The organism is Nguyenibacter vanlangensis, assembly GCF_038719015.1.
Taxonomy (GTDB): domain Bacteria; phylum Pseudomonadota; class Alphaproteobacteria; order Acetobacterales; family Acetobacteraceae; genus Gluconacetobacter; species Gluconacetobacter vanlangensis.
On record NZ_CP152276.1, the window covers coordinates 1,562,514 to 1,583,231 of the forward strand.

Genomic DNA, 20,718 nt, shown 5'->3' on the forward strand with positions numbered 1-20,718 from the left:
AAGCCCTGCCCGATCGGGACGGCATGCCGTCCCGCCCCTTTCCCACTCTCCCATCGACGGCGAACCATCATGCGCTTTCTCTCCGGCCTGTCCCTCTCATTCGCGGCCTCTCCCGACGCGCGGCGCACGCCGGCGCGCGGCGCGCTGGCTGCGGCCTGCATGCTCGCCACGGGGCTGGTCCTTTCGCATCCTGCCCTGTCCCAGGAGCGTGCCATGGACCTCGGCACATCGCTTGCCTTCATCGCGCACGCGGAGCACGCCGCCGAGGCCCGGCATGCGCATGTCGCGATCGCCATCGTCGATGCCGGCGGCAATCTCGTGGCGTTCCAGAAAATGGACGGCACGCAGCTCGGAAGCGTCAGGCTCGCGATCCTGAAGGCCAAGACCGCCGTGAACTATCTCCGCCCGACGGCGGACATGGAACACGCCTTGAACGCCGGCAACTACATGATCGCCACCCTGCCGGACACGCTCCCCGCGGGCGGCGGATATCCGATCATGGTGAACGGCAAGCTGATCGGCGCCCTCGGCCTCAGCGGCGGCGAAGGCGAAACGGATGCGACTCTGGCCAAAGAGGCCGTCACCCGGGGCGTCCAGACCATCAAGTGATGCAAACCGCCATGCCGCGTCGTCCCGAACGGGTGATGCGGCATGGCGGTCGCCGATGTCAGTGAAAATCCCTCGACCTGACGGAAATGGTCGCGGCCGCGCTCTCGAAACGCCCGGCCCCGGCGACGTCCCGGTTCCCGACATCGGCGAACAAGGGGGAAAGATCGGTCAGTTCCAGGGTGACCAGGTGGACGACGTCGCCCTCCCGCTGAACGCGCCCCTTCGCGGCCAGCATGGTCGCGGACAGGATGACCCGGCGATATTTCTCGAAAATATCCGGCCAGATGAGCAGATTGGCGATTCCCGTCTCGTCCTCCAGGGTCACGAAGCACACGCCCTCGCCTGACCCGGGGCGCTGGCGCACCAGCACCACGCCGGCGGCCTCCGCCCGGCATCCGTCGCGCATCGCCATGGCGGCGCGGCAGGAGACGAATCCCCGCTGCCGCAGATCCTCCCGCAGGAAAAATACCGGATGGGCGCGCAGGCTCAGCCCCACCATGTTGTAATCGTCCACGACCTCTGCCCCGGCCGGCAGCGGCGCCAGCGCGATCTCCGGCTCGAGGGTTTCCCGCTGCCGGTCCGCCGCCGCGAACAGCGGCAGCGGCGCGTCCCGCAGGCCCCGGATGGCCCAAAGCGCCTCCCGCCGCGCCAGCCCCAGGCCGGGGCGGAACGCATCGGCCCCGGCCAGTTTCACCAGGGCGGCCTGGGGAACCCCGGCCCGGCGCCACACGTCATCCACCGAGCCGAACGGCCGTTCGCCGCGCGCGCCGACGATGGCGGCGGCATGGGCGTTGGACAGCCCCTTGACCAGGCTCATGCCCAACCGCACCGCGCAGATCCCGTCCGCGCGCTCAGGCTCCTCCAGCGTGCTGTCCCAGCGCGAGGCATTGACGCAGACCGGCCGCACCGTGACCCCATGCTCCCGGGCATCCCGCACCAGTTGCGCGGGCGCGTAGAACCCCATCGGCTGGGAATTCAGCAGCGCGGCCAGGAACACATCCGGATGGCGGCATTTCAGCCATGAGGACGAATAGGCCAGGATGGCGAAACTCGCGGCGTGACTTTCCGGAAAGCCATAGGCGCCGAATCCTTCGAGCTGCCGATAGATCCGCTGGGCGAACTCTTCGGAATAATTGTTCCGCTTCATCCCTTCGATCAGCCGGGTCTGGAATTGCGACACGGTGCCCGTGTTCTTGAAGGTCGCCATGGCGCGGCGAAGCTGGTCGGCCTCCGAGGCGGTGAAATCGGCGCAGACCATCGCCACCTGCATCGCCTGCTCCTGGAACAGCGGCACGCCGAGGGTCTTTTTCAGCACCTTCTCCAGCGCGGGCGTCGGATAATCCTCGGGCTCCAGCCTCTCCCGCCGCCGCAGATAGGGGTGCACCATGTCGCCCTGGATGGGGCCGGGACGCACGATCGCGACTTCGATGACCAGGTCATAGAACGCCTGCGGCTTGAGCCGCGGCAGCATCGACATCTGGGCCCGGGATTCGATCTGGAACACGCCGATCGTGTCGGCCTTGCGGATCATCGCATATGTAGGCGGATCCTCGGCCGGAATGGTGGCCAGCGTATAATGCTGTCCCTTGTGCGCGGCAAGCAGCTCCAGCCCCTTGCGCATGCAGGTCAGCATGCCCAGGGCCAGCACATCGACCTTCATGAATTTCAGGACGTCGATATCGTCCTTGTCCCATTCGATGATCTGCCGGTCGTCCATCGCCGCAGGCTCGATCGGCACCAGTTCGTCCAGCCGGTCGCGCGTCAGCACGAACCCGCCCGGATGCTGCGAGAGATGGCGCGGCACGCCGATCAGGCCCTGCGCCAGTTCCAGGGTCAGGCGGATCCGCCGGTCGTCCAGATTGATCCCGGTCCCGGAAAAATTCTCCGGATCGACAGTGCGCGACCATCCCCGGATCTGCCCCGCAAGCTGCCCGATCAGATCCTCGGGCAGCCCCATGACCTTGCCGACATCGCGCAGCGCGCCCTTGGCGCGATAGCGGATCACCACGGCGGTCAGGGCCGCGCGGTCGCGGCCATAATGTTCATAGACCCACTGGATGATTTCCTCGCGCCGCTCATGCTCGAAATCGACGTCGATATCCGGCGGCTCTCCACGCGCCTCGGACACGAACCGCTCGAACAGCAGGGCATTGCGCGTCGGATCGATCGCGGTGATGCCGGTCACGTAGCAGACCGCCGAATTGGCCGCCGAGCCCCGCCCCTGGCAGAGGATCCCCCGCCGCCGCGCCTCCCGCACGATCGCATGCACCGTCAGGAAATAGGGCGCATAACGCATGCGGCCGATCAGGCCGAGTTCATGCCGCAGGGTATTGCGCACAGTCTCGGGAACACCATCCGGATAGACCGATCGCGCGCTCCGCCAGGTCAGCGCCTCCAGCGCCTGCTGCGGGGTCTGGCCCGGCACGACGCTCTCGTCCGGATATTGATACGCCAGATCGTCCAGGCTGAACGCGCACCGCTCGACGATCTCCATGGTGCGGTCGATGGCCTCGGGATACCGGCCGAACAGCCGCGCCATCTCTTCCGGCGGTTTCAGGTAACGATCGGCATGGCGCTCCCGCGCGAAGCCCGCCGCGTCGATGGTGGTGTTGTGCCGGATGCAGGTGACGACATCCTGCAGGATACGCCGGTCATGGCTGTGGAACAGCACGTCATTCGTGACGACGGTCTTCACCCGGGCCTGCTGCGCAAGGCCGGCCAGTTCATAAAGCCGCATCTGGTCGTTCGGACGGCGGCGCAGGGTCAACGCCACATAGGCCCGCTCCCCGAATGCCGCGCGCAGCCTGCGCAGATGCAGCGCGCACGCATCATCGGCCCCACCCGGTGCCATTTCCGGCGCCAGTTCCGGCGCCAATTCCGGCACCAGTACGGCCAGCAGCCCCTCGTTCGATTCCGCCAGATCCCGCCAGGCGAGACTGCATTTCCCCTTCCCCGCCCGCGCCTTGCCCACAGAGAGCAGGCGGCATAACCGGCCATAGGCGGCGCGATCGGCGGGATAGACCAGGACGGGGGCGCAATCCGTCAGGTCCAGCCGGCAGCCGACCACCAGCCGCAACCCGCTTTCCCGTGCCGCGACATGGGCCTGCACCATGCCGGCCAGCGTGTTGCGGTCGGTGATGCCGAGCGCCCGGATGCCCAGCGCCTTGGCGCGTTCGAACAGCTCGCGCGGGGACGACGCCCCGCGCAGGAAGGAAAAATGGCTGGTGACCTGCAATTCGGCATAGCGCGTCATCCGAAGATCCCATGCAGGAACCAGCGCTGCGAACCGCTCTCGCCATGCTCGCCGTCGCCGGCGCGATAGATCCAGAACCGCGCGCCGGACGTGTCTTCCACGCGGAAATAATCCCGCACCGTGGCCAGTTCGGCGTCGCCCTGCCACCATTCGCCGAACACCCGCTCCGGACCGTCGGCGCATGCGACGCGCCGCCGCACGCCCCGCCAGACGAAGAACGCCGGCGGGTGATCCGGCAGCATCGCCATGGTCCCGATCGGCTCGGGATGCGGCAGCAGCCGGATCGGGCGCGGCCAATAACCGGGCCATTCCGCACGGGCGTCGGGCGCCAGAGCCGGGACGCGCGTGACCGACCGCTCGGGCACGTCGCTTTCCACCGGGGCGAGGCGATAGAGCGCCCGCATCCCCACCCGGTTGGCCAGGATATCGATCAGGCCGGAAAGATCGGCGTCCTCCTGCTCCACCAGCGCGGAGACATGCTGGCGGGTTTCGATCGGCTCGGTCAGCGTGGCGGTCAGCACCATGCGCTCGATGCCGAAGCCCGGATCGATGGTTTCGATCTTCTCGCACAGCAACCGGGCCAGGCGTTCTGCGTCGCGGACGGGCCGGCCCGTCGCGATCCGGACGGCTTCGGCCCGACGATCCACCCGATGCAGCAGCAGGTCGAGCCGCCGCACCCCCAGCCCCCGCGCTTCCAGCCCGGAGCAGAGCGGCGGCACCAGCGTGCCGATCGCGCGCGCGATGGTCTCGGCCGCCGCAATCGGCTCGGCAAAGGCGCGGGCGGCCGAAACGGGATCGACCGGACGGACCGGCAGGATGGGTTCGTCGACGCGGCCGAGGGCCTGGTCCAGGCGCAGGGCGACCTCCGGCCCGAAACGCAGGGCCAGCGGCGCGCGGGGCGCATGGTCCAGGTCGCCGATCCGGCGCAGCCCCAGCTTGTCCAGGCCCGCAACGATGTTCTCGGGCAGGCGCAACGCCGCGATCGGCAGATCGGCGATCCTGTCGCGCAGGCCGCCGGCCGGCACCACCACCGCCATATCCCGGGTCGTGCGGGCCACCGCATGGGCCGCGCCGAGCGTTCCGGCCGCCACGGCGCGGGCATGCACGCCCGAGGCGGCCAGCCGCCGGACGATATCGCGCAGCATGACCGTCTCGCCGCCATGCAGGTGATCGGCGCCGGTGGTGTCCAGCACCAGCCCGTCCGGCCGATCGAGGGCGACGATCGGCGCGATGCGCTGCTGCAGCCACAGCGCCAGCCGCTCCAGCGCGGCCAGGTCGGCCTCGGGCCGGGCGTCCATCACGGTCAGGCCGGGCACCAGCGCCTGGGCCTGGGCCACCGGCATGCCGGCGCGCAGGCCGAGCTTCCGGGCGGCGAGATCGGCGGCCAGCACGACGCGCCGGCTTCTCTCCCGTCCGGCCAGGACCAGCGGGACATCATGCGGAAGCGCGGCCTCGCCCAGATGCCGCCGCACCCGGTCGGTCGCCCAGAGCGGCAGGTACAGCGAGACGATCCGCCGCCCCGGGCAAAGCCAGTCTTCCCCGCTCATCGCAGGCCTCCACTTCGAAAGCGGCGGACTCGCCGGCCCGCGCCCGCATCAGTTCCAGCAGCCAGCGTCCCCGCCCTACCCCGGGCACCGGCAACGGCCCGGAAGGCAGGACCGACACCCGCCAGCGCGTCACCGCCGCCGTCGGCTGGCCGAAATCCGCCGCGTCCGCCTGGCGGCGCCAGCGGCGGATCGCGATGCCCAGCGCCCCGGATGTCTCGGCGGCCAGTTGCAGGCGGCGCGAGGCGGGCATGGTCAGCCGCGCCACGTCCGCCACCACCGCCCCCGGTCCGCCATGGCGCAGCCCTTCCTCGAAACAGGCCAGCCCGTCACGATCGGTGCCGGCCTCCACGAAGATCACCCGCGCACTGGACAGGCCGGCCTGCTGCAGGGCCGGGGCGAACAGATCGGCACGGGTGACGATCCACAGCACCTTGCCCGTGGCGCGCGCGGCGATGCCGGCGGCGAACTGCCCGGCGGCGGCACAATGCAGGGCATCGGCGCCGCCGCCCGCGACCTCATGCAGCGCGCCCAGCGCCAGCCCGCCGCCGGGCAGCCGGCGATCGATCTCCCCGACGCCGAAGGGCAGCACGGCGCGCTCGCGCCCCGACCGGCCTTCGAGGCGGCTGATCTGCGCACGTAGCGCCTCCAGTGCCGGGCGCGTGTCGGGTTGCGTCATGTCGCGGGTCCGTCAGGGCTCCCGGACAAGGCCGGGCGCGTTCATGTTCCCTTTTTGTTCCTGATCGGACCGTGGAGTCAAGCCGCGGAGTCAATCCGCGGCGTCCCGCCTTGAAGGCTACCCCTTGTCGTAGGACGCGCGCGCGGCGTCGACAGCATTGCCTTGCGGGAGGGAGAAGCCCTCGGCGCGAAGGGAGGCCTCGAGTGCGGCGAGGGTGATGAGCACCTTGTGCTTCATGGCGTTGTAGCCCATGGCGCCGATGCGCCAGATCTTCCCCGCCAGGGGGCCGAAGGCGGTGCCGATCTCGATTTCGAATTCCGCGCGCATGCGGGTGCGCACCGCCTCGCCGTCGATGCAATCGGGGATGTGCACGCCGGTGACGTTGGTCATGCGATGCGCGTCCTGGCCATACAGGGCCAGCCCCATGGCGCGCAGCCCGGCGCCCATCGCCGCCCCGGCCGCGCGGTGCCGGGCGAAGCGGGCCTCCAGCCCCTCTTCCACCATGATCCGCGCCGCCTCGCGCGCCGCATAGAGCATGGAGGTCGCCTCGGTATGGTGGTTCAGCCGCTGCTCGGACCAGTAATCCATGACCATCGCCAGGTCGAAATAGTTCGAGCCGATGCGCGGCCGCGCGCCGTCGCGGCTGCCGGCGGTGCGGATCCCGGCCTCGACATGGCGGCGGGCCATGATGTGCGCCGCCGCGCGGTCCGAGATCGTGATCGGCGCCGAGCCCGGCGGGCCGCCCATGCATTTCTGCAGGCCGCCCGTCACCACATCCACCCCCCAGGCATCGGTCGCCACCGCCATGCCGCCCAAGGTGGCGGTGGCGTCGACATAGGACAGCACGCCGTGGCGGCGGCAGATGTCCCCCACCCCGTCCAGCGGCTGCGCCATGGTGGTGGAGGTGTCGCCGTGGATGGCCGCGAAGATTTGCGGCTGGTGCTCGACGATCGCGGCCTCGATCTGCCCGCGGGTCGCGACTTCGCCCCAGGGGATGTCGAGGGTGCGGATGTCGGCGCCGATGCGCCCGGCGATTTCCGACAGCAGCAGGCCGAAGCGACCGGCGCGCAGCACCAGCAGCCGCGCCCCCGGTTCGACCAGCGAGACCAGCGCCGCCTCGATCCCCGCCCGCGCCGTGCCGTCAACCAGGAAGGTCCAGCGGTTTTCCGTCATGAACACATGACGATACAGCGCCATCGTCTGGTTCATATACCCCGTCATCTCCGGGTCGAACTGCCCCAGCATGTCCGCCGCCATCGCGCGCAGCACCCGCGGATGCACGTTCACCGGCCCCGGGCCCATCAGCAGCCGGTGCGGCGGGTCAATCTGTCCGAACATCATGTCATTCCCTACCATGGGAGGATTGAATGCAAGGGGGCGGCTTCGCCCCGTCCTGAGTCCTACAGGGTGAAATTGACGCGCCCGTAGTAATATCCGCCGGTCATCGGCACTTGCGACGAGAACGTATCGTACGGGTTCCCGCCGAGCTGGTTCAGTTCGCCCGGAAGCTTGCGCGGACGCACGTTGAAGATATTGTTCGCCCCGACCGCGACGTGCCAGCGCGGGCTGATCCGATACCCGACCTCCAGATCCGTCAGCCAGCGCGGCGTATTCTTGAACTGCGCGAAGCAGACGCTGGACTGTTCCAACTGGCCACCGCCCGGGCACGTCGCGGCCGAAGGCGTCCAGTCCTGATAGGTCATCATGTCGGTCGTTTCGCCATAGCGGGTCTGGCGCAGATTGACGTCCCACGCGCCGACGGTCCAGTAGGCATTCAGGATGAGCTTGCTGCGCGGGAAACCCGTCGTCAGGTAACCGATGTTCTGCGCATTGAGAAGCGGCGATCCCGTGCCGGACAGGCCATTATGCGTCAGGCGGGTACGGTTCAGGTCCAGCGCCATCGACAGGGACAGATTGCCGTAGCGGTGCAGATGCACCAGGTAATCCGCCTTGATATCCAGGCCCTGCGTCCGGGTGCTGGCGCCGTTCGTAAAGTAGTAGGTCTGAACGGCGTTCTCGGACTGCTGGGTCAGCGCCGGCAGCGAGACCCCCATCTGCTCGAGCGCCGAGACGGCCGCCGGGCCGGTGACGTTGCCGCCCTGCACCACGCGGTCGCGGATATTGATCTGGTAGACGTCGGCCTCGACATGGAATCCATTGACCGGTTCAAGGACGATGCCGCCGCTGGCGCTGGTGGACCGTTCCGGCTTCAGCGGCGAGGCGCCGGTCGCCGCCGCTTCCGGCGACGAGACGGGCAGCAGCCCCAGCACGGATGTCGGACCGACATTGATCGCGCTGTAATGCTGCTCGGCCATGGTCGGGGCGCGGAAGCCGTTGCTGATGGTCGCACGCACCCCGACGCGGCGGGTGAAATCATAGCGCGTCGAGACCTTGCCGTTCTCGGTGTTGCCCACGTCCGTGTAATGTTCGAAACGCCCGGCGAAATCGAGGTCCCATTTCCGCGTGGGATGGAAATCCCCGTCCAGATAGGCGGCCCAGATGTCGCGGTTCCATTTCCCCGCATCCTGCGGCGTCAGGCCCGCCAGGGCGGACGTGCCGCCATATTCATAGGACGCGGGTTCGCCCGCAAGCACGGTATATTGTTCCAACCGCTGCTCGCCGCCGAAGGCCAGCGTCATCGGCACCGTGTTGAAGATCTTGAAATTTCTTCTGAAATCCAGGTTGTTCGTCCATTGCGCCAGGCGGAAATTCTCATTGCGGACGGTCGTCGGCGTATAGCCGGTCGCCGCGTACATGTTGGGGTTGGTCGTATGCCGGGTGGAGACCTTGTCCAGATCCTCGCCCCAGGTCGAACTCAGGTCCCAGTCGAAGCCGAAGACATGGCTCCCCTTCAGGCCCAGCGTGGCGGCATAGTCGTTCTCGTCGATCGTCTCGAGCGGCGAGTACCCGTAGGGAAAGAGTTCGGGATTGCTGGCGCTGGTGCCCGACGGCAGGCGATAATTCTCATACGCCTCGGCATGGCGATGCGCATAGGTGACCTGCCCGTAGAACTGGACGTCGTCCGTAATCGACTTGCCGAAATCGATGCCGAGATTCTCGCGCGTCTCCTCCGGCGTGCTCATGATCTTGTTCGAATTTTTGGGAACGTTCAGAGATCCCGTATACAGCTCGTTCGCCACGCCGGGCGGCGTGTATCCCGACAGGCGATGATCGACCGTGTCCGTCACGAAATGGTCGGTATGATAGGTCTGGGCGGCGATATGCATATAGCCGTCATCGCCCAGCCTGAAGCCCCCATCGGCATTGAGCTGATACTGCCAGCCGTCGCCGTTATAGGCATTCGCGCCGGTCTGGGTGCTGATGTCCAGGCCGTGATCGCGCTTCTTGGTGATGATGTTCACCACGCCCGCGATCGCGTCGGACCCGTACATCGCCGCGGCCCCGTCCTCCATTACCTCGATATGGTCGATCATGTTGGAGGGGATCATGTTCAGATCGACCGGCGTCGATCCGAAATTCGGCCCTGCGTCGGCATTGATGTTCGCCGTCGTGTGGCGACGCTTGCCGTCGACCAGGACCAGGACCTCGTTCGGGTTCAGGCCGCGCATGCGGATGGCGGCCGTCAGTGCGCCCGCGTCATTGCCCATCGTGCTGACATTGATCGACGGATAGGTCCGGGTCAGGGCGTCCGAGAGGTTCAGCATGCCCGACCGGCGCAGCGTCGCGGCGGAAATAACCGTGATCGGGCTGGTGCTCTGGCGCGCCTGCCGGTGCGACGCGTGCGTTCCGGTCACGATCACGGCTTCCTCGCCGCCGGCGAAATGCACCGGGGCCGGTCCGGGCTTTTTCGCGTGCGCCGGTTTCCTGGGTGCCTGCCTTTTGGACGCCTGCGCGGACCGGGTCGCATCGGCAGTCGCCGCGACGGCCGCCCCGTTCCAGAGTCCGAAGGACAGAATGGTCGAAAAAAGCGCAAGCTTTCTGATGTTCATGTCGGCTCCATCGGTCCGCCCCGGTGGGGGACCCGCGTTCCAGGCGGAGGGCACCGGTTCAATGCGGCGCCGTCCGCAGAAGGATGTTTTCAGATCGTTGTTCGTTTCGTTGTTCGTTACGGCGTAAGCCCCTGGCGGCTCAGCAGCCGCCACAGGGCCAGCGCCACCACTTTCGTCGCCCGGCGCATGTCTTCCAGGACCACGTGTTCGTCCGCCCTGTGGCCGTTGGCATCCTGAAGGCGGCGCGGCCCCGCGCCGTACAGGACGGTCGGGCATCCGGCATTGCTGTAGAGGCGGGCATCGGTGAACAGGGCCATGCCCTGCGCCGGGATCCGCTCGCCGATGACGGCTTCGGCCGCGTCCTGCAGCGCGGCGACCAGAGGGGCCTGGCGGGCCTCGGGCACCAGGGGAAGCGCCAGAAGATGGCGGCGCACGGCGCAGGTCACGCCGTCGACCGTCGCGGCCCGGGCGATGATGTCGCGCAGTTCGCGCTCCACCTCTTCCGGATTCTCGTGCGGCAGGATCCGCCGCTCCACCCGAAAGGCGGCCTGTTCCGGCACGACGTTCGCCGCCACGCCGCCGCCCATGGTGCCGATCACCAGGGTGGGCGCGTCGATACCGGGAACCGGAGACGTCCGAAGCGCCAGTTCCTCCCGGTGGGCATACAGCGCCGCCATCACACGGCAGGCCGCCTGGATGGCGTCGCAGCCCGTGCCGGGCCACGCGGAATGCGCGGATTTTCCCGTGAACGCCACGTCGAGCTGAAGGCTGCCGTTATGGGCGATCATCACCCCATAGGTGAAACCGGCGCTGATGACGTAATCCGGCCGCGTCAGCCCCTGGTCCAGCAGCCAGCCCGGCCCCGCGCTTCCGCCCGTTTCCTCGTCATAGGTGAAATGCAGCTCCACCTGCCCCTGCAGGCCGGCGGCGTGGGCGTTCAGGGCCCGCAGGGCAAAGGCATAGGTCGCGAAATCGGATTTCGAGACCGCGGCACCCCGTCCATACAGCCGACCGTCCTCGATCACCCCCCCATAGGGATCGTGCGTCCATCCGCCGCCGGGCGGCACCACGTCGCCATGGGCGTTCAGGGCGATGACGGGGCCGTCCCCGCTTCCGAAACGCCGGCGCACGATCAGGTTGATAACGCTGCGCAGCCCGCTGCGCGCCAGGACGTCCGCCGGCACCGCGTGCCGTTCGACCGCGAATCCCAGTTCCTGCAGGTGATCGGCGGCAAAGCGGCCATGCAGCGCGCAATCCCCCGGGGGATTGTCCGAGGGAACACGCACCAGTTCGCGCAGGAAGGCGACCTGCAGCGTATCGAAATCGCGATCGACGACATGTTCGATCCCGTCGCGCGGGATTTTTTCGTCACTCACAGTCTGAACTCACAGTCTGAGGCATCGGCAGGTCTTTCGCTCGGATCCGCGTCACGGTCTTCTTTGTATATTCGATTTGTATACCGTACGAATTCAGTCGTAAAGCGGAACAATGACGCAGCACCGTTTTTGTGTGTCCCATTTTGGATGCCCCCCTTTGCGTGCCACTGCCGGCCCGGGGACGTGGTCAGCAGACGCTGTTCAGGAACGCCTGCGCGCGCGGGCCGCACCTTCCCGCGAAGAAATCCACCGAGGAACAATCATCGACGATCTCGCCCCGGTCCACGAACAGGATCCGGTCCGCGACCTGGCGGGCAAACCCCATTTCATGGGTCACGCACATCATGGTCATGCCCTCGCGCGCCAGTTCGCCCATGACGGCCAGGACCTCGCCGACCATCTCGGGATCCAGGGCCGAAGTCGGCTCGTCGAACAGCATGATGGAGGGACGCATCGCCAGGGCCCGCGCGATCGCCACGCGCTGCTGCTGCCCGCCGGACAGGGCGATCGGATATTTCATCGCATGCTGCGCCAGCCCGACGCGCGCCAGCAGGCGCATGCCGTCGTCGCGCACCATCCTGGCGGGGCGCTTCTGCACCAGGCGCGGGGCCAGCATGACATTGTCCAGGATCGTCAGGTGGGAAAACAGCTCGAAGCTCTGGAACACCATGCCCGCCTTCGCGCGCAGGGCCGGCAGGCTGACATCCGGCGAACGGACGGCCATGCCGTCGACCGTGATCTGTCCGCCCTCGAAGGGTTCGAGCGCGTTGATGCATTTGATCAGCGTCGATTTCCCCGAGCCCGACGGCCCGCAGACCACGACGACCTCTCCCTGCCGGATGGTCGCCGAGCAGCCATTGAGGACACGAAAGCCGCCATAGGATTTCGTCACGTTGTCCAGGACGATCATGCCGAGCCTCCCTGAAAGCGCAGAGGGGAAAAGATGTCGAGATCCGCGCGCCGCCCGGTGCCGAGCACCATGTCGGCGACGCCGCGCCCCATGGCCGGCGCCAGCGTGACGCCATTGGCCGTGACGGCGTTGTAGAATCCGGGGACATCCGGGCTTTCGCCCAGGATCGGCGCCCCGTCGATATCGATGTTCATGGCCGCCCAGCTCCGCACCACGTGCACGTTTCCCAACGCCGGGATCAACCTGCGGGCCACCCAGAGATTGCCTTCCAGACTCTCCCGCACCGGCCGCGGATGGCGGTGCACCGCATCCAGCCCGGCGCTCCAGCCCCCGCCGATCAGCAGCGTGCCGTTGGCGGCCTGCTTGAGCGTCAGATGGCGGCTGGCATGGGCCAGCAGCGACCCGACCAGCGGGGCCACCGGTTCGGTCACGATCATCTGCAGCGGCGCGCCGAAGACCGGCAGGCGCCGGCCGACCAGGCCGGCGATTTCGCCGGCATAGGCACCGGCCGCGTTCACGACCGCGCCCGCCGACCAGGCCTGTCCGCCCGCGACGATCCGGAATCCGTTGGTCTCCCGCGTGATCGCCGTGACGGGCGTCAGGGGCCGGATCGCAACGCCTGCCTCCCTGGCCCGCGCCATGACCGCCAGCGTGGCCGCCATCGGGTTGATCTTGCCTTCCTCCGCGCAATGGGCGCCTCCGAGGAATCCGGCCCCCAGCGCCGGCTCGATCGCCCGCAATTCGCGGCTGTCCACCATGCGGGACGCCACGCCCAGCGACTGCTCGACGGCCACCTTCGCCCGCAGGCGCGCCATGTCGGCTTCGCTTTCGGCCACGGCCAGGCCGCCGCAGATCCTGATCTCCAGGTCGCGGTCGAAGAACGGCGCCATGGACTGCCACATCCGGATGGAATCCCGCTGCAGGGCGAGCGTCCGTGCCGGCAGCGACGGACCGTCCGCCCCCGCGCTGTCGTCGAAGGCCATGAGCTGGGCATGAAGACTGCCGGCATTGCCGCCCGACGCCAGGGCGCCCGGGCGCCCGCGTTCCAGCACGACGACGCGGCGCCCGGCCTGCGCCAGGAACAGCGCCGCGAACAGCCCGACGATTCCCCCGCCGATCACGACCACGTCCGTCACCTGGACGCCGGCCGAAACCAGGGGCACGGCCCCCTGCCCCGCCAGGGCGGACGGGATGTCCACACGCCGGTGCCCGCGCCATTCGGGCTTTTCCACCGCCAGGGCGGCCAGCGGGATCGGGCGCAGGGGCATCTGCGGCGCGGCGAAATCCATCTCGCCGGTCGGGGCGGGCACCAGGGCGGCCAGCGCGGCCTGGCAGAACCGCCCCTGGCATCGCCCCATCCCGGCCCGGGTCGCCCGCTTCAGCGTTGCGATGTCCTGCACCGCGTCGCGGGCGCAATGCTGGCGGATCCCGCCGGCCGACAGGGCCTCGCAACGGCAGAGTATCGTGTCGTCCGCCGGCGCCGGCAGGTCCGCGACCGGCGCGTAGAGACGCCAGAGCAAATCCTGAAAGCGTCGCCCCTGCCGGAAGCGCCGCCGTGCCGCGCGGCCCGCCGCCACCGGGACCGTCTTCCCGAACAGGGCCAGAAGACGCCCGGCGCACAGCGCGCCCTGCGCCTGCGCGATGGCGGCGCCGCCGAACCGTCCGGCCTCGCCGATGATCGAGACGTCCGCCCGGTCGGTCCCCCCGTCCGCCGTCCGCCCCGCCTCGGGATGCGGCACGGGCCAGCCGGACACGTGATGCCTGCAGCCGAGAAGACGCGCCAGTTCGTTGGCCGGCACGAAACCGTCCCCCAGGCACACGGTCTCCGCGTCCAGGCGGCGCTCGCGCCCGTCCGGTCCGGCGACGATCGCGGCCTGTGCCTGCCCCGCCCCTTCGATACGGACCAGGCGGCTGCTCCAGAGCACGGGCACGCCGGCAACCCGCAGCCGGGACAAATGCCGTCCCCCCGTCGCGGCGAGCGACGGGCCGGCGGCGGTCAGGCGGGCGGCCAGCGCGGGCCGCGTCCAGGGGGGCGGGGCGGCCTCGACCAACGCCGCGACCGCAGCACCCCGTTTGGCGAGTTCGTCGGCCAGTTGCAGGTTCAACGGCCCGTTCCCCGCGATCACGATCCTGCCCGGCAGGGGACTGTCATAGGCCCGCAGCATGGTCTGCGCCGCGCCGGTCGTCATGACGCCGGGCAACGTCCAGCCGGGGCGCGGACGCGGCGCCTCCTGCGCCCCGGTCGCGATCACGACGTGACGGGGAATGACATAGCCGACCCGCCCCCGCCGAAGAACGCCGACGCGCAGCTCCACCCCTTCGCGGAAAGCCCCCCAGACCAGCGTATCGGTCCAGATCCGCGCACCGCTGTCCTTCAGCGCCGCGATCGCGTCCCGTCCGTCGCGCGCCTGCGCGTCGGGGGGGCGGGTCCCGACCGCATCCTGCTTGAAATATTGCCCGCCGGGCCCGTGCCGCTCATCCACCAGCAGCACGTCCAGTCCCCCGGCCGCCATCAGGCGGGCCGCCACGATCCCGGCCGGCCCGCCCCCGACGACCAGCACGTCGCACCGCTCCACGCCGATCGCGTCGGGCATGTTGCCCAGCGGCGCGGCGGCCCCGGCATCCGGCAGGGCCCCGGCGCGCCGGACCTCCATGCCCGCGCGCACCGCCGTCATGCAGCCGCGCTGGGACAGCCGGCCATCGATCTCCAGCAGGCATTCGTGGCAGGCGCCGATCCCGCAGAGCGGCCCGCGCCGCGTGCCGTCGCGCGCCGTGCGATGGGCGACGACACCCTGCGCCAGCAGCGCGGCCGTCACGCTCTGCCCCGGCCGGGCCGTCAGGGTGCGCCCTTCGAAACGGAAGGCGATTGCGTCGCCCATCACCGCGCGTCCCGGCTGGCGGCGGCCAGATCCGGCAGGTCGGCCGAACCGGGCGCGGACAGGCGGCGGTACGGCCGTTCGGCATGGCGCTCGATATGGCGCTGCAGGAAATCCCACGCCGTGGTCATGAAAAGATAATACAGCGCGGCGACCGAGAAGAGTTCGAGCACCATGAACTGGTCCTGTACCAGGATCTGGCTGCGCTGCATCAGCTCTTCCATCGAGATGACCGAGGTCACGCTGGTCGTCTTCAGAAGGCCGTTCACCGAATTGCCCAGCGGCGGAATAATCAGGCGAAAGGCCTGCGGGAACGCGATGCGGCTGGAAATCTGCCATTCATCCATGCCCAGCGCGCGCGCGGCGGCGATCTGGCCCGGCGGCACGGCGTTCAGCCCGGCCCGGATGATTTCGGCCAGATAGGCGGCCTCGTTGAGGCTGAGGCCGATCACCGCGCAGGCCGTGACGCTGAGCCGGATATCCAGTTTCGGAAGCCCGGCATAGATCACGACCAACTGCACCAGCAGCGGCGTGCCGCGGAACAGCCAGACATAGAACCGCGCCGGAACCGACAGCACGCGCCGCCGCGACCGTTTCATGACCGCCAGCGCCAGCCCGAGAAGACAGCCGAACACCATTGCCGCGAAGGTCATCCACAACGTGACCAGCGCGCCGCGAAAGATATAGGGGCTGGTAAGATAGGTGAAGAACCCGTGCCAGTTCCAGACCTGCATGTCGGATACCCTGTCGTTCAGTAGCGGTCGGAGAGGCGGCCCGGGCCGGACGCCTCGATCCTGCCGGGAAGCGGGGAGACGCCATAGGGCGCCATGATCCGCGCGAGCGTGCCGTCGTCCTTCATCGCGTTCAGGACCGCGGCGACCCGGTCGGCCAGCGCGGCGTCGCGCAGGGCCAGCGCCACGGGCGTCGGGTAGAGGCCGCGCAGGTCCTGGCGCACGCCGCCCTGCGCCGCGCCGCGCCTCGCCACGGCGTCGATCGAGAAGACGGCGAACACCTGGTGCGCGCGCAATGCCGCGAAGGCGATGCCGACATTCTGGAACGTCTTGATGTCCAGGCCGGGCTTTCCGGCCGCCCGCAGGGTCCGGTCGATGTCGCGGGCATGGCGTTCCTCGATCCCGCCCATCTCGACGCCGACCGACCGGCCGGCCAGGTCGCCGACGCCGCGAACGGCGATGGGCGCGTCGTCCGCCACGCTGACGCTGATGGCCTGGATTTCATAAGGCACCATCTCCATCAGCGTCGCCCGCTGGCGGGTGTAGAACATGCCGGTATCGATGACGTCCCACCGCCGCTCCAGCAGGCCCAGCGTCAACTGGGCGAAGGACGTGGAGAGGAAGGCGGGTTCCAGGCAGAGCCTGCGCGCGATCTCCCGCCCCAGCACGATCCGCATGCCCGACAGCTTTCCGTCCACGCTCATATATTGCAGCGGCGGAAGGGTCGGATTCGTCGCCATCGTCAGGCGGCCCGGCGCGATGAGGCCCGGCGCGATAAGGCCGGGCACCGCGGGACACGATGCCGCGCAGCAGGGGGCCGCGCGGCAGGGGGCGATCGCCGCCAGCAGCGGCACCGCCATCCAGGCGCGGGCACGGGCGGATCGCGCCGCCTTCATGCCCCGGTGAAACGCAAGTCGAGATCGCGCACGATCTCAAGCGCCTGCGCATCCTGTGCGGGCGGCAGCGGCAGGCGCGGCGGACGGGGCATCCCCACATCGAGCCCCATATGCTTCAGCAGCGCCTTCGTGCCCGCGACATAGCCGCCGCCGCCCACGAAGCGGATCAGCGGCACGTGGCGCCGATAGATCTCGCGCGCCGCGCCGATATCGCGAAAACCGTCGCACAGTTCGAAGATCCGGCTCATGGCGCCGGGCGCGACGTTCGAGGCCACGGCGACCCACCCCACGGCGCCCTCCAGGAAGCTTTCGAAACCCATGATGCCGCCGAACACGGCCATCCGGTCGCCGCACAGGCGGATGATGTCCCGCACCCGCGTGACATCCATGGTGGATTCCTTGATCAGGCGGCAATTCTCGATCGCGCTCAGCCGCGCCACCAGCTCGGGCAGCAGGTCCACGTTGGCGGTCGCCGGATTGTTGTAGAGCATGATCGGCAGGCCGATCGCATCCGAAACGCGGCGATAATGGACGAACAATTCGTCATCGGTCGGCGTCGAATAGAAAGGCGGGATGATCATCACGCCGTCCGCGCCCAGCGCCTCGGCCTGGCGGCTGTAGCGGATGACGTCATCCGTATTCTCGGCGCCCGTTCCGATGAAAACCGGAACCCGCCCCCCGGCCTGCCCGATCACCGTTTCGGCCACCAGCGCGCGCTCGTCGTCGGTCAGGGACAGGAACTCGCCCGTCGAGCCCAGGGGGATCAGCCCGCGGATGCCCTGCGCGATCTGCCAGTCGGTGAAGCGCCGCAGCGCCGCCACGTCGACGCGCCCCCGCCCGTCGAAGGGCGTGATCATGACGGTGTACGTTCCTCGGAATTCCACGATATTTTCCTTTGCTAGGCTGGCGGCGCGGCGGCCTAGAGTCGTATCCATTCACACTGGTTCACGGATACGGCTCTAGATCATTGTTTTGGCGAGCATCTTTATCCGATCAGATGATTCCATCTGATCGGATGATGCTCTAGCCATGGGCGTTCATGAAAGCGGCGATCAGGGGCTCGGCCGCGGCCTGCGGCCCGGCGCCGACGGCGCGGACCTGTCCCTCTTCCAGCAGCACGATGCGGTCGGACAGGGCGGCGACGGCGTCCATCCCGTGCGAGACCTGGATGATCGTCATGCCGCCACGCGCCAGGTCCCGCAGCAGGGCCGTCACCTCAGACACCAGGCGGGGATCGAGGGCCGACGTCGGCTCGTCCAGCAGCAGCAGGCGGGGCCGGGTCATAAGCGCGCGCGCGATCGCCACGCGCTGTTTCTGGCCGCCCGAAAGCCGCGACGGCAGGGTATCGGCCTTGTCCGCCAGACCCAGCGTCCGCAGCAGCCGGCGCGCCGCCTCCCCGGCCTCGGCGCGGGAGCGCCCGGCGACGACGGTCGGCGCCAGCGTCAGGTTGCGCAGGACCGACATATGGTCGAACAGGCCGAATTGCTGGAACACGATCGCCGCATGGGCGCGCAAGGCGCAGCCGGCCGAAGCGGCGGTCATATCGATCACCGCGCCATCCAGCGTCAGCGACCCGCCGACGACCGGCTGCAACCCGATCAGCGCCCGCAGCAGCGTGCTTTTCCCCGAACCGGACGGCCCGATCAGGCTGACGATCTCGCCCCGCCCGACCTGCAGCCCGACATCGCGCAGGATGTCGTGCGCGCCATGGCGAACCGTCACGCCCCGCAGGTCAAGATATGGCAAGGCGTTTCTCCAGCATGCGGCTGAGGCGGGTCAGCGGATAGGAAATGGCGAAATACAGGCCCAGCACGGCCAGAAAGACCTGCACCGTCGGCAGCCCGCGGTTCGAGAGAATGACCCCCGCCTGATTCAGTTCCAGGACGCCGACCTGCGACGCCAGGGCCGTATCCTTGATGAACAGCACCAGATAGCCGACGGCCGGCGGCACGATCACCGGCAACGCCCGCGGCACGATCACGTAGCGCCAGCGCGCCAGCAGGGGCAGGTTGAGCGTGACGGCGGCCTCGATCTGGTCGGCCGGAACGGAATTGAGACCGCCATGGACGATCTCGGCGATATATCCCGCCGCGATCAGCCCGATGGCCCAGAGCGCCACGGTCGTTCCCGACACGTCCAGCCCGGCCATGCCCGTCAGGAAGAACACGATATACAGCGTCACGATGAACGGGACGCGCCGCACCACCTGCACATAGCCCGCGGCCAGCCAGCGCAGGGGGGCGAGAAGCCGTCCGCGCGCCATCCGCAGGCAGGCCAGCGCGACCCCGCCGGCCAGGCCGGCCACGCCGCCCGCGACGGACAGGACCAGCGTCATCCACAGGGCGCGCGACAGCAGCGCGACGTCATAGTGGGAAAAGGCGATCATGCCGCGCCCTCGAACATCCTGCGCCCCAGCGCGAACGCTCCCGTCAGGGCGACGGACAGCAGGGCGTACAGCGCCCCGGCCACCAGCATCACCTCGAGGATACGGAAGGTGGTCGCGCCGACGTCGTAGGCGCGGCCGGTCAGGTCCTCGACCCCGAAGATGGACGCCATCGAACTGCCCAGGATCATGATCTGGAAATGATTGGCCAATGCCGGCGCCATCGTCTGCAGCGCATGGGGAAAGAGGACGCGCAGATAGGCCTGCCGGCGCGTCAGCCCCAGCGCCGCCGCCGCGTCGTGATAGAGCGGCGGAACCCGCCCCAGCCCCGCAGCCAGGATATCGGCGAGATAGGCCGCCGCATTCAGCGCCATGCCGATGAAGACCGATGCGAACGGCGAGACCATGACCCCCAGCAGCGGCAGGCAGTAGAAGATCGCGAAGATCTGCGAAAGCTGCGGCGTATTGGTCATGATCGTGCTGTAGGCCATGCCGAGCCGCCGTCCCGCCCCCCGCCCTTCCGCGCGCAGGACCGCCAGGCCGGCGGCCAGGACCAGGCCGGCGGCGAAGGACGCGACGGACAGCAGGACGGTCGTCGCGGCGCCCCCCAGCAGGAACGGCAGGCGCTGCAGGACCGGCTGGAAATGCAGCGCCGTCATGGCGCCGTCTCCGTCGTCTCCGCCGTTCCCGTTGGGGCCGCCGGGGGCACGCCGAACCAGCGGCGATAGATGCGCCCGATCGTCCCGTCCCGCCTCATGGCGGCCAGCGTGGCGTCGACCTGGCGCAGCAGGTCCGCGTCGGACTGGGCCACCCCCACGCAATCCGCGCCGGCGGCGGGGGCGAAGCCGCGCAGGATCGTCCAGTCGGCCTGGGGCTCGGCGGCCAGGAAGCGCCCGACATATTCGATGACGTCCACCATCGCGTCGCCCCGCCCCTGCGCCAGGGCACGCACCGCGTCCGGATAGCTGCCCAGCAGCAGGACCGGCGCCCGCGGCGCGTGCGCGCGCAGGAACGCCACCGCCGTGGAGCCCCGGACCTCGACCATCCGGACACGGCCGGACACCAGGTCGTCGAACCCGCGCACCCGCGCCGCCGCCGGCGCGACGATGGCGAACGTTTCGGCATAGAGCGGCGTGGAAAACGCGATGGCGGCCGCGCGCTCGGGCGTGCGGGTCAGGCCGCCCAGCACCACGTCCACCTTGCCGGCCATCAGATAGGGAATCCGCCCGCTCGACGAAACCGGGACGAAACGCGGCGCCACCCCCAGGCGCGCCGCGAGCACGGTCCCGACATCGACGTCGAATCCTTCGAGCGCATTACGGGAATCGTAGTCCGCCAGCGGCGGAAGGGCCGGATTGACGCCGATATTCAGATGGCCGCCGGCGCGGATGTCGGCAAGCGCGCGCGCCCGGGCCGCCGGGCCGGCGAACACGGCCGGGGCCGGCAGGACGGTCGCGGCCAGGACCATGCAAATCGCGCGCCGTTTCAAGTCTCGGGCTTTCCTCATCTTG

General features: G+C 69.1%; 16 protein-coding genes. 1 reads left to right on the top strand and 15 read right to left on the bottom strand.

Annotated elements, in window-relative coordinates:
* Nucleotides 1-69 precede the first annotated feature (69 nt).
* Nucleotides 70-609, top strand: a complete 540-nt coding sequence (locus AAC691_RS07105; RefSeq protein WP_342629495.1) for a heme-binding protein — start codon at nucleotides 70-72, stop codon at nucleotides 607-609.
* Between the two features lie 58 nt (nucleotides 610-667).
* On the opposite strand, the gene AAC691_RS07110 is transcribed toward AAC691_RS07105, so the two are convergent.
* The 15 genes from AAC691_RS07110 to AAC691_RS07180 all read right to left on the bottom strand — a co-directional run bounded on the left by AAC691_RS07110 (nucleotide 668) and on the right by AAC691_RS07180 (nucleotide 20,696).
* Nucleotides 668-3,862 (bottom strand): error-prone DNA polymerase, encoded by a 3,195-nt coding sequence (locus tag AAC691_RS07110; protein WP_342629496.1) that lies wholly within the window; start codon nucleotides 3,860-3,862, stop codon nucleotides 668-670.
* Nucleotides 3,859-5,253 (bottom strand): DUF6504 family protein, encoded by a 1,395-nt coding sequence (locus AAC691_RS07115; protein ID WP_342630164.1) that lies wholly within the window; start codon nucleotides 5,251-5,253, stop codon nucleotides 3,859-3,861. Before AAC691_RS07115 ends, AAC691_RS07110 begins: the two co-directional genes overlap by 4 nt.
* Before the next feature lie 43 nt (nucleotides 5,254-5,296).
* Nucleotides 5,297-6,085 (bottom strand): damage-inducible protein, encoded by a 789-nt coding sequence (locus AAC691_RS07120; protein ID WP_342629497.1) that lies wholly within the window; start codon nucleotides 6,083-6,085, stop codon nucleotides 5,297-5,299.
* 117 nt (nucleotides 6,086-6,202) lie between these two features.
* Entirely contained in the window at nucleotides 6,203-7,423 is a 1,221-nt protein-coding gene (locus AAC691_RS07125) for an alanine--glyoxylate aminotransferase family protein (protein ID WP_342630165.1), read from the bottom strand.
* Between the two features lie 62 nt (nucleotides 7,424-7,485).
* On the bottom strand, nucleotides 7,486-10,035 hold the full coding sequence (locus AAC691_RS07130; RefSeq protein WP_342629498.1) for a TonB-dependent receptor: 2,550 nt from the start codon (nucleotides 10,033-10,035) through the stop codon (nucleotides 7,486-7,488).
* Nucleotides 10,036-10,151: 116 nt separating this feature from the next.
* A complete protein-coding gene (locus tag AAC691_RS07135; protein WP_323991825.1) occupies nucleotides 10,152-11,411 on the bottom strand; it encodes an ArgE/DapE family deacylase in 1,260 nt (419 codons plus the stop codon).
* 187 nt (nucleotides 11,412-11,598) lie between these two features.
* On the bottom strand, nucleotides 11,599-12,321 hold the full coding sequence (locus tag AAC691_RS07140) for an amino acid ABC transporter ATP-binding protein (RefSeq protein ID WP_323991826.1): 723 nt from the start codon (nucleotides 12,319-12,321) through the stop codon (nucleotides 11,599-11,601).
* Entirely contained in the window at nucleotides 12,318-15,200 is a 2,883-nt protein-coding gene (locus tag AAC691_RS07145) for an FAD-dependent oxidoreductase (RefSeq protein ID WP_342629499.1), read from the bottom strand. The genes AAC691_RS07140 and AAC691_RS07145 overlap by 4 nt, the downstream gene beginning before the upstream one ends.
* Nucleotides 15,200-15,931 carry an amino acid ABC transporter permease gene (locus AAC691_RS07150; RefSeq protein WP_342629500.1) on the bottom strand — a complete coding sequence of 244 codons (732 nt, stop codon included), beginning with the start codon at nucleotides 15,929-15,931 and terminating at the stop codon, nucleotides 15,200-15,202. Before AAC691_RS07150 ends, AAC691_RS07145 begins: the two co-directional genes overlap by 1 nt.
* A gap of 17 nt (nucleotides 15,932-15,948) precedes the next feature.
* The gene (locus tag AAC691_RS07155; protein WP_342629501.1) at nucleotides 15,949-16,824 is read right to left on the bottom strand and encodes a transporter substrate-binding domain-containing protein; all 876 of its coding nucleotides are present in this window, start codon (nucleotides 16,822-16,824) and stop codon (nucleotides 15,949-15,951) included.
* Nucleotides 16,821-17,708: a dihydrodipicolinate synthase family protein gene (locus AAC691_RS07160; protein WP_342629502.1), complete on the bottom strand. Its 888-nt coding sequence runs from the start codon at nucleotides 17,706-17,708 to the stop codon at nucleotides 16,821-16,823. Before AAC691_RS07160 ends, AAC691_RS07155 begins: the two co-directional genes overlap by 4 nt.
* A gap of 139 nt (nucleotides 17,709-17,847) precedes the next feature.
* Nucleotides 17,848-18,570 carry an ATP-binding cassette domain-containing protein gene (locus AAC691_RS07165; RefSeq protein WP_342629503.1) on the bottom strand — a complete coding sequence of 241 codons (723 nt, stop codon included), beginning with the start codon at nucleotides 18,568-18,570 and terminating at the stop codon, nucleotides 17,848-17,850.
* The gene (locus tag AAC691_RS07170; protein ID WP_342629504.1) at nucleotides 18,557-19,210 is read right to left on the bottom strand and encodes an amino acid ABC transporter permease; all 654 of its coding nucleotides are present in this window, start codon (nucleotides 19,208-19,210) and stop codon (nucleotides 18,557-18,559) included. The genes AAC691_RS07165 and AAC691_RS07170 overlap by 14 nt, the downstream gene beginning before the upstream one ends.
* Entirely contained in the window at nucleotides 19,207-19,866 is a 660-nt protein-coding gene (locus AAC691_RS07175; RefSeq protein WP_342629505.1) for an amino acid ABC transporter permease, read from the bottom strand. Before AAC691_RS07175 ends, AAC691_RS07170 begins: the two co-directional genes overlap by 4 nt.
* Nucleotides 19,863-20,696, bottom strand: coding sequence for a transporter substrate-binding domain-containing protein (locus tag AAC691_RS07180; RefSeq protein ID WP_342629506.1), 834 nt, complete (start codon nucleotides 20,694-20,696; stop codon nucleotides 19,863-19,865). The genes AAC691_RS07175 and AAC691_RS07180 overlap by 4 nt, the downstream gene beginning before the upstream one ends.
* Between the last annotated feature and the right edge of the window lie 22 nt (nucleotides 20,697-20,718).

Coding starts and splice junctions, on each gene's coding strand:
- AAC691_RS07105 (WP_342629495.1), top strand. CDS start 70: ATGCGCTTTCTCTCCGGCCTGTCCCTCTCATTCGCGGCCTCTCCCGAC.
- AAC691_RS07110 (WP_342629496.1), bottom strand. CDS start 3,862: ATGACGCGCTATGCCGAATTGCAGGTCACCAGCCATTTTTCCTTCCTG.
- AAC691_RS07120 (WP_342629497.1), bottom strand. CDS start 6,085: ATGACGCAACCCGACACGCGCCCGGCACTGGAGGCGCTACGTGCGCAG.
- AAC691_RS07125 (WP_342630165.1), bottom strand. CDS start 7,423: ATGTTCGGACAGATTGACCCGCCGCACCGGCTGCTGATGGGCCCGGGG.
- AAC691_RS07130 (WP_342629498.1), bottom strand. CDS start 10,035: ATGAACATCAGAAAGCTTGCGCTTTTTTCGACCATTCTGTCCTTCGGA.
- AAC691_RS07140 (WP_323991826.1), bottom strand. CDS start 12,321: ATGATCGTCCTGGACAACGTGACGAAATCCTATGGCGGCTTTCGTGTC.
- AAC691_RS07145 (WP_342629499.1), bottom strand. CDS start 15,200: ATGGGCGACGCAATCGCCTTCCGTTTCGAAGGGCGCACCCTGACGGCC.
- AAC691_RS07150 (WP_342629500.1), bottom strand. CDS start 15,931: ATGCAGGTCTGGAACTGGCACGGGTTCTTCACCTATCTTACCAGCCCC.
- AAC691_RS07155 (WP_342629501.1), bottom strand. CDS start 16,824: ATGAAGGCGGCGCGATCCGCCCGTGCCCGCGCCTGGATGGCGGTGCCG.
- AAC691_RS07170 (WP_342629504.1), bottom strand. CDS start 19,210: ATGATCGCCTTTTCCCACTATGACGTCGCGCTGCTGTCGCGCGCCCTG.
- AAC691_RS07175 (WP_342629505.1), bottom strand. CDS start 19,866: ATGACGGCGCTGCATTTCCAGCCGGTCCTGCAGCGCCTGCCGTTCCTG.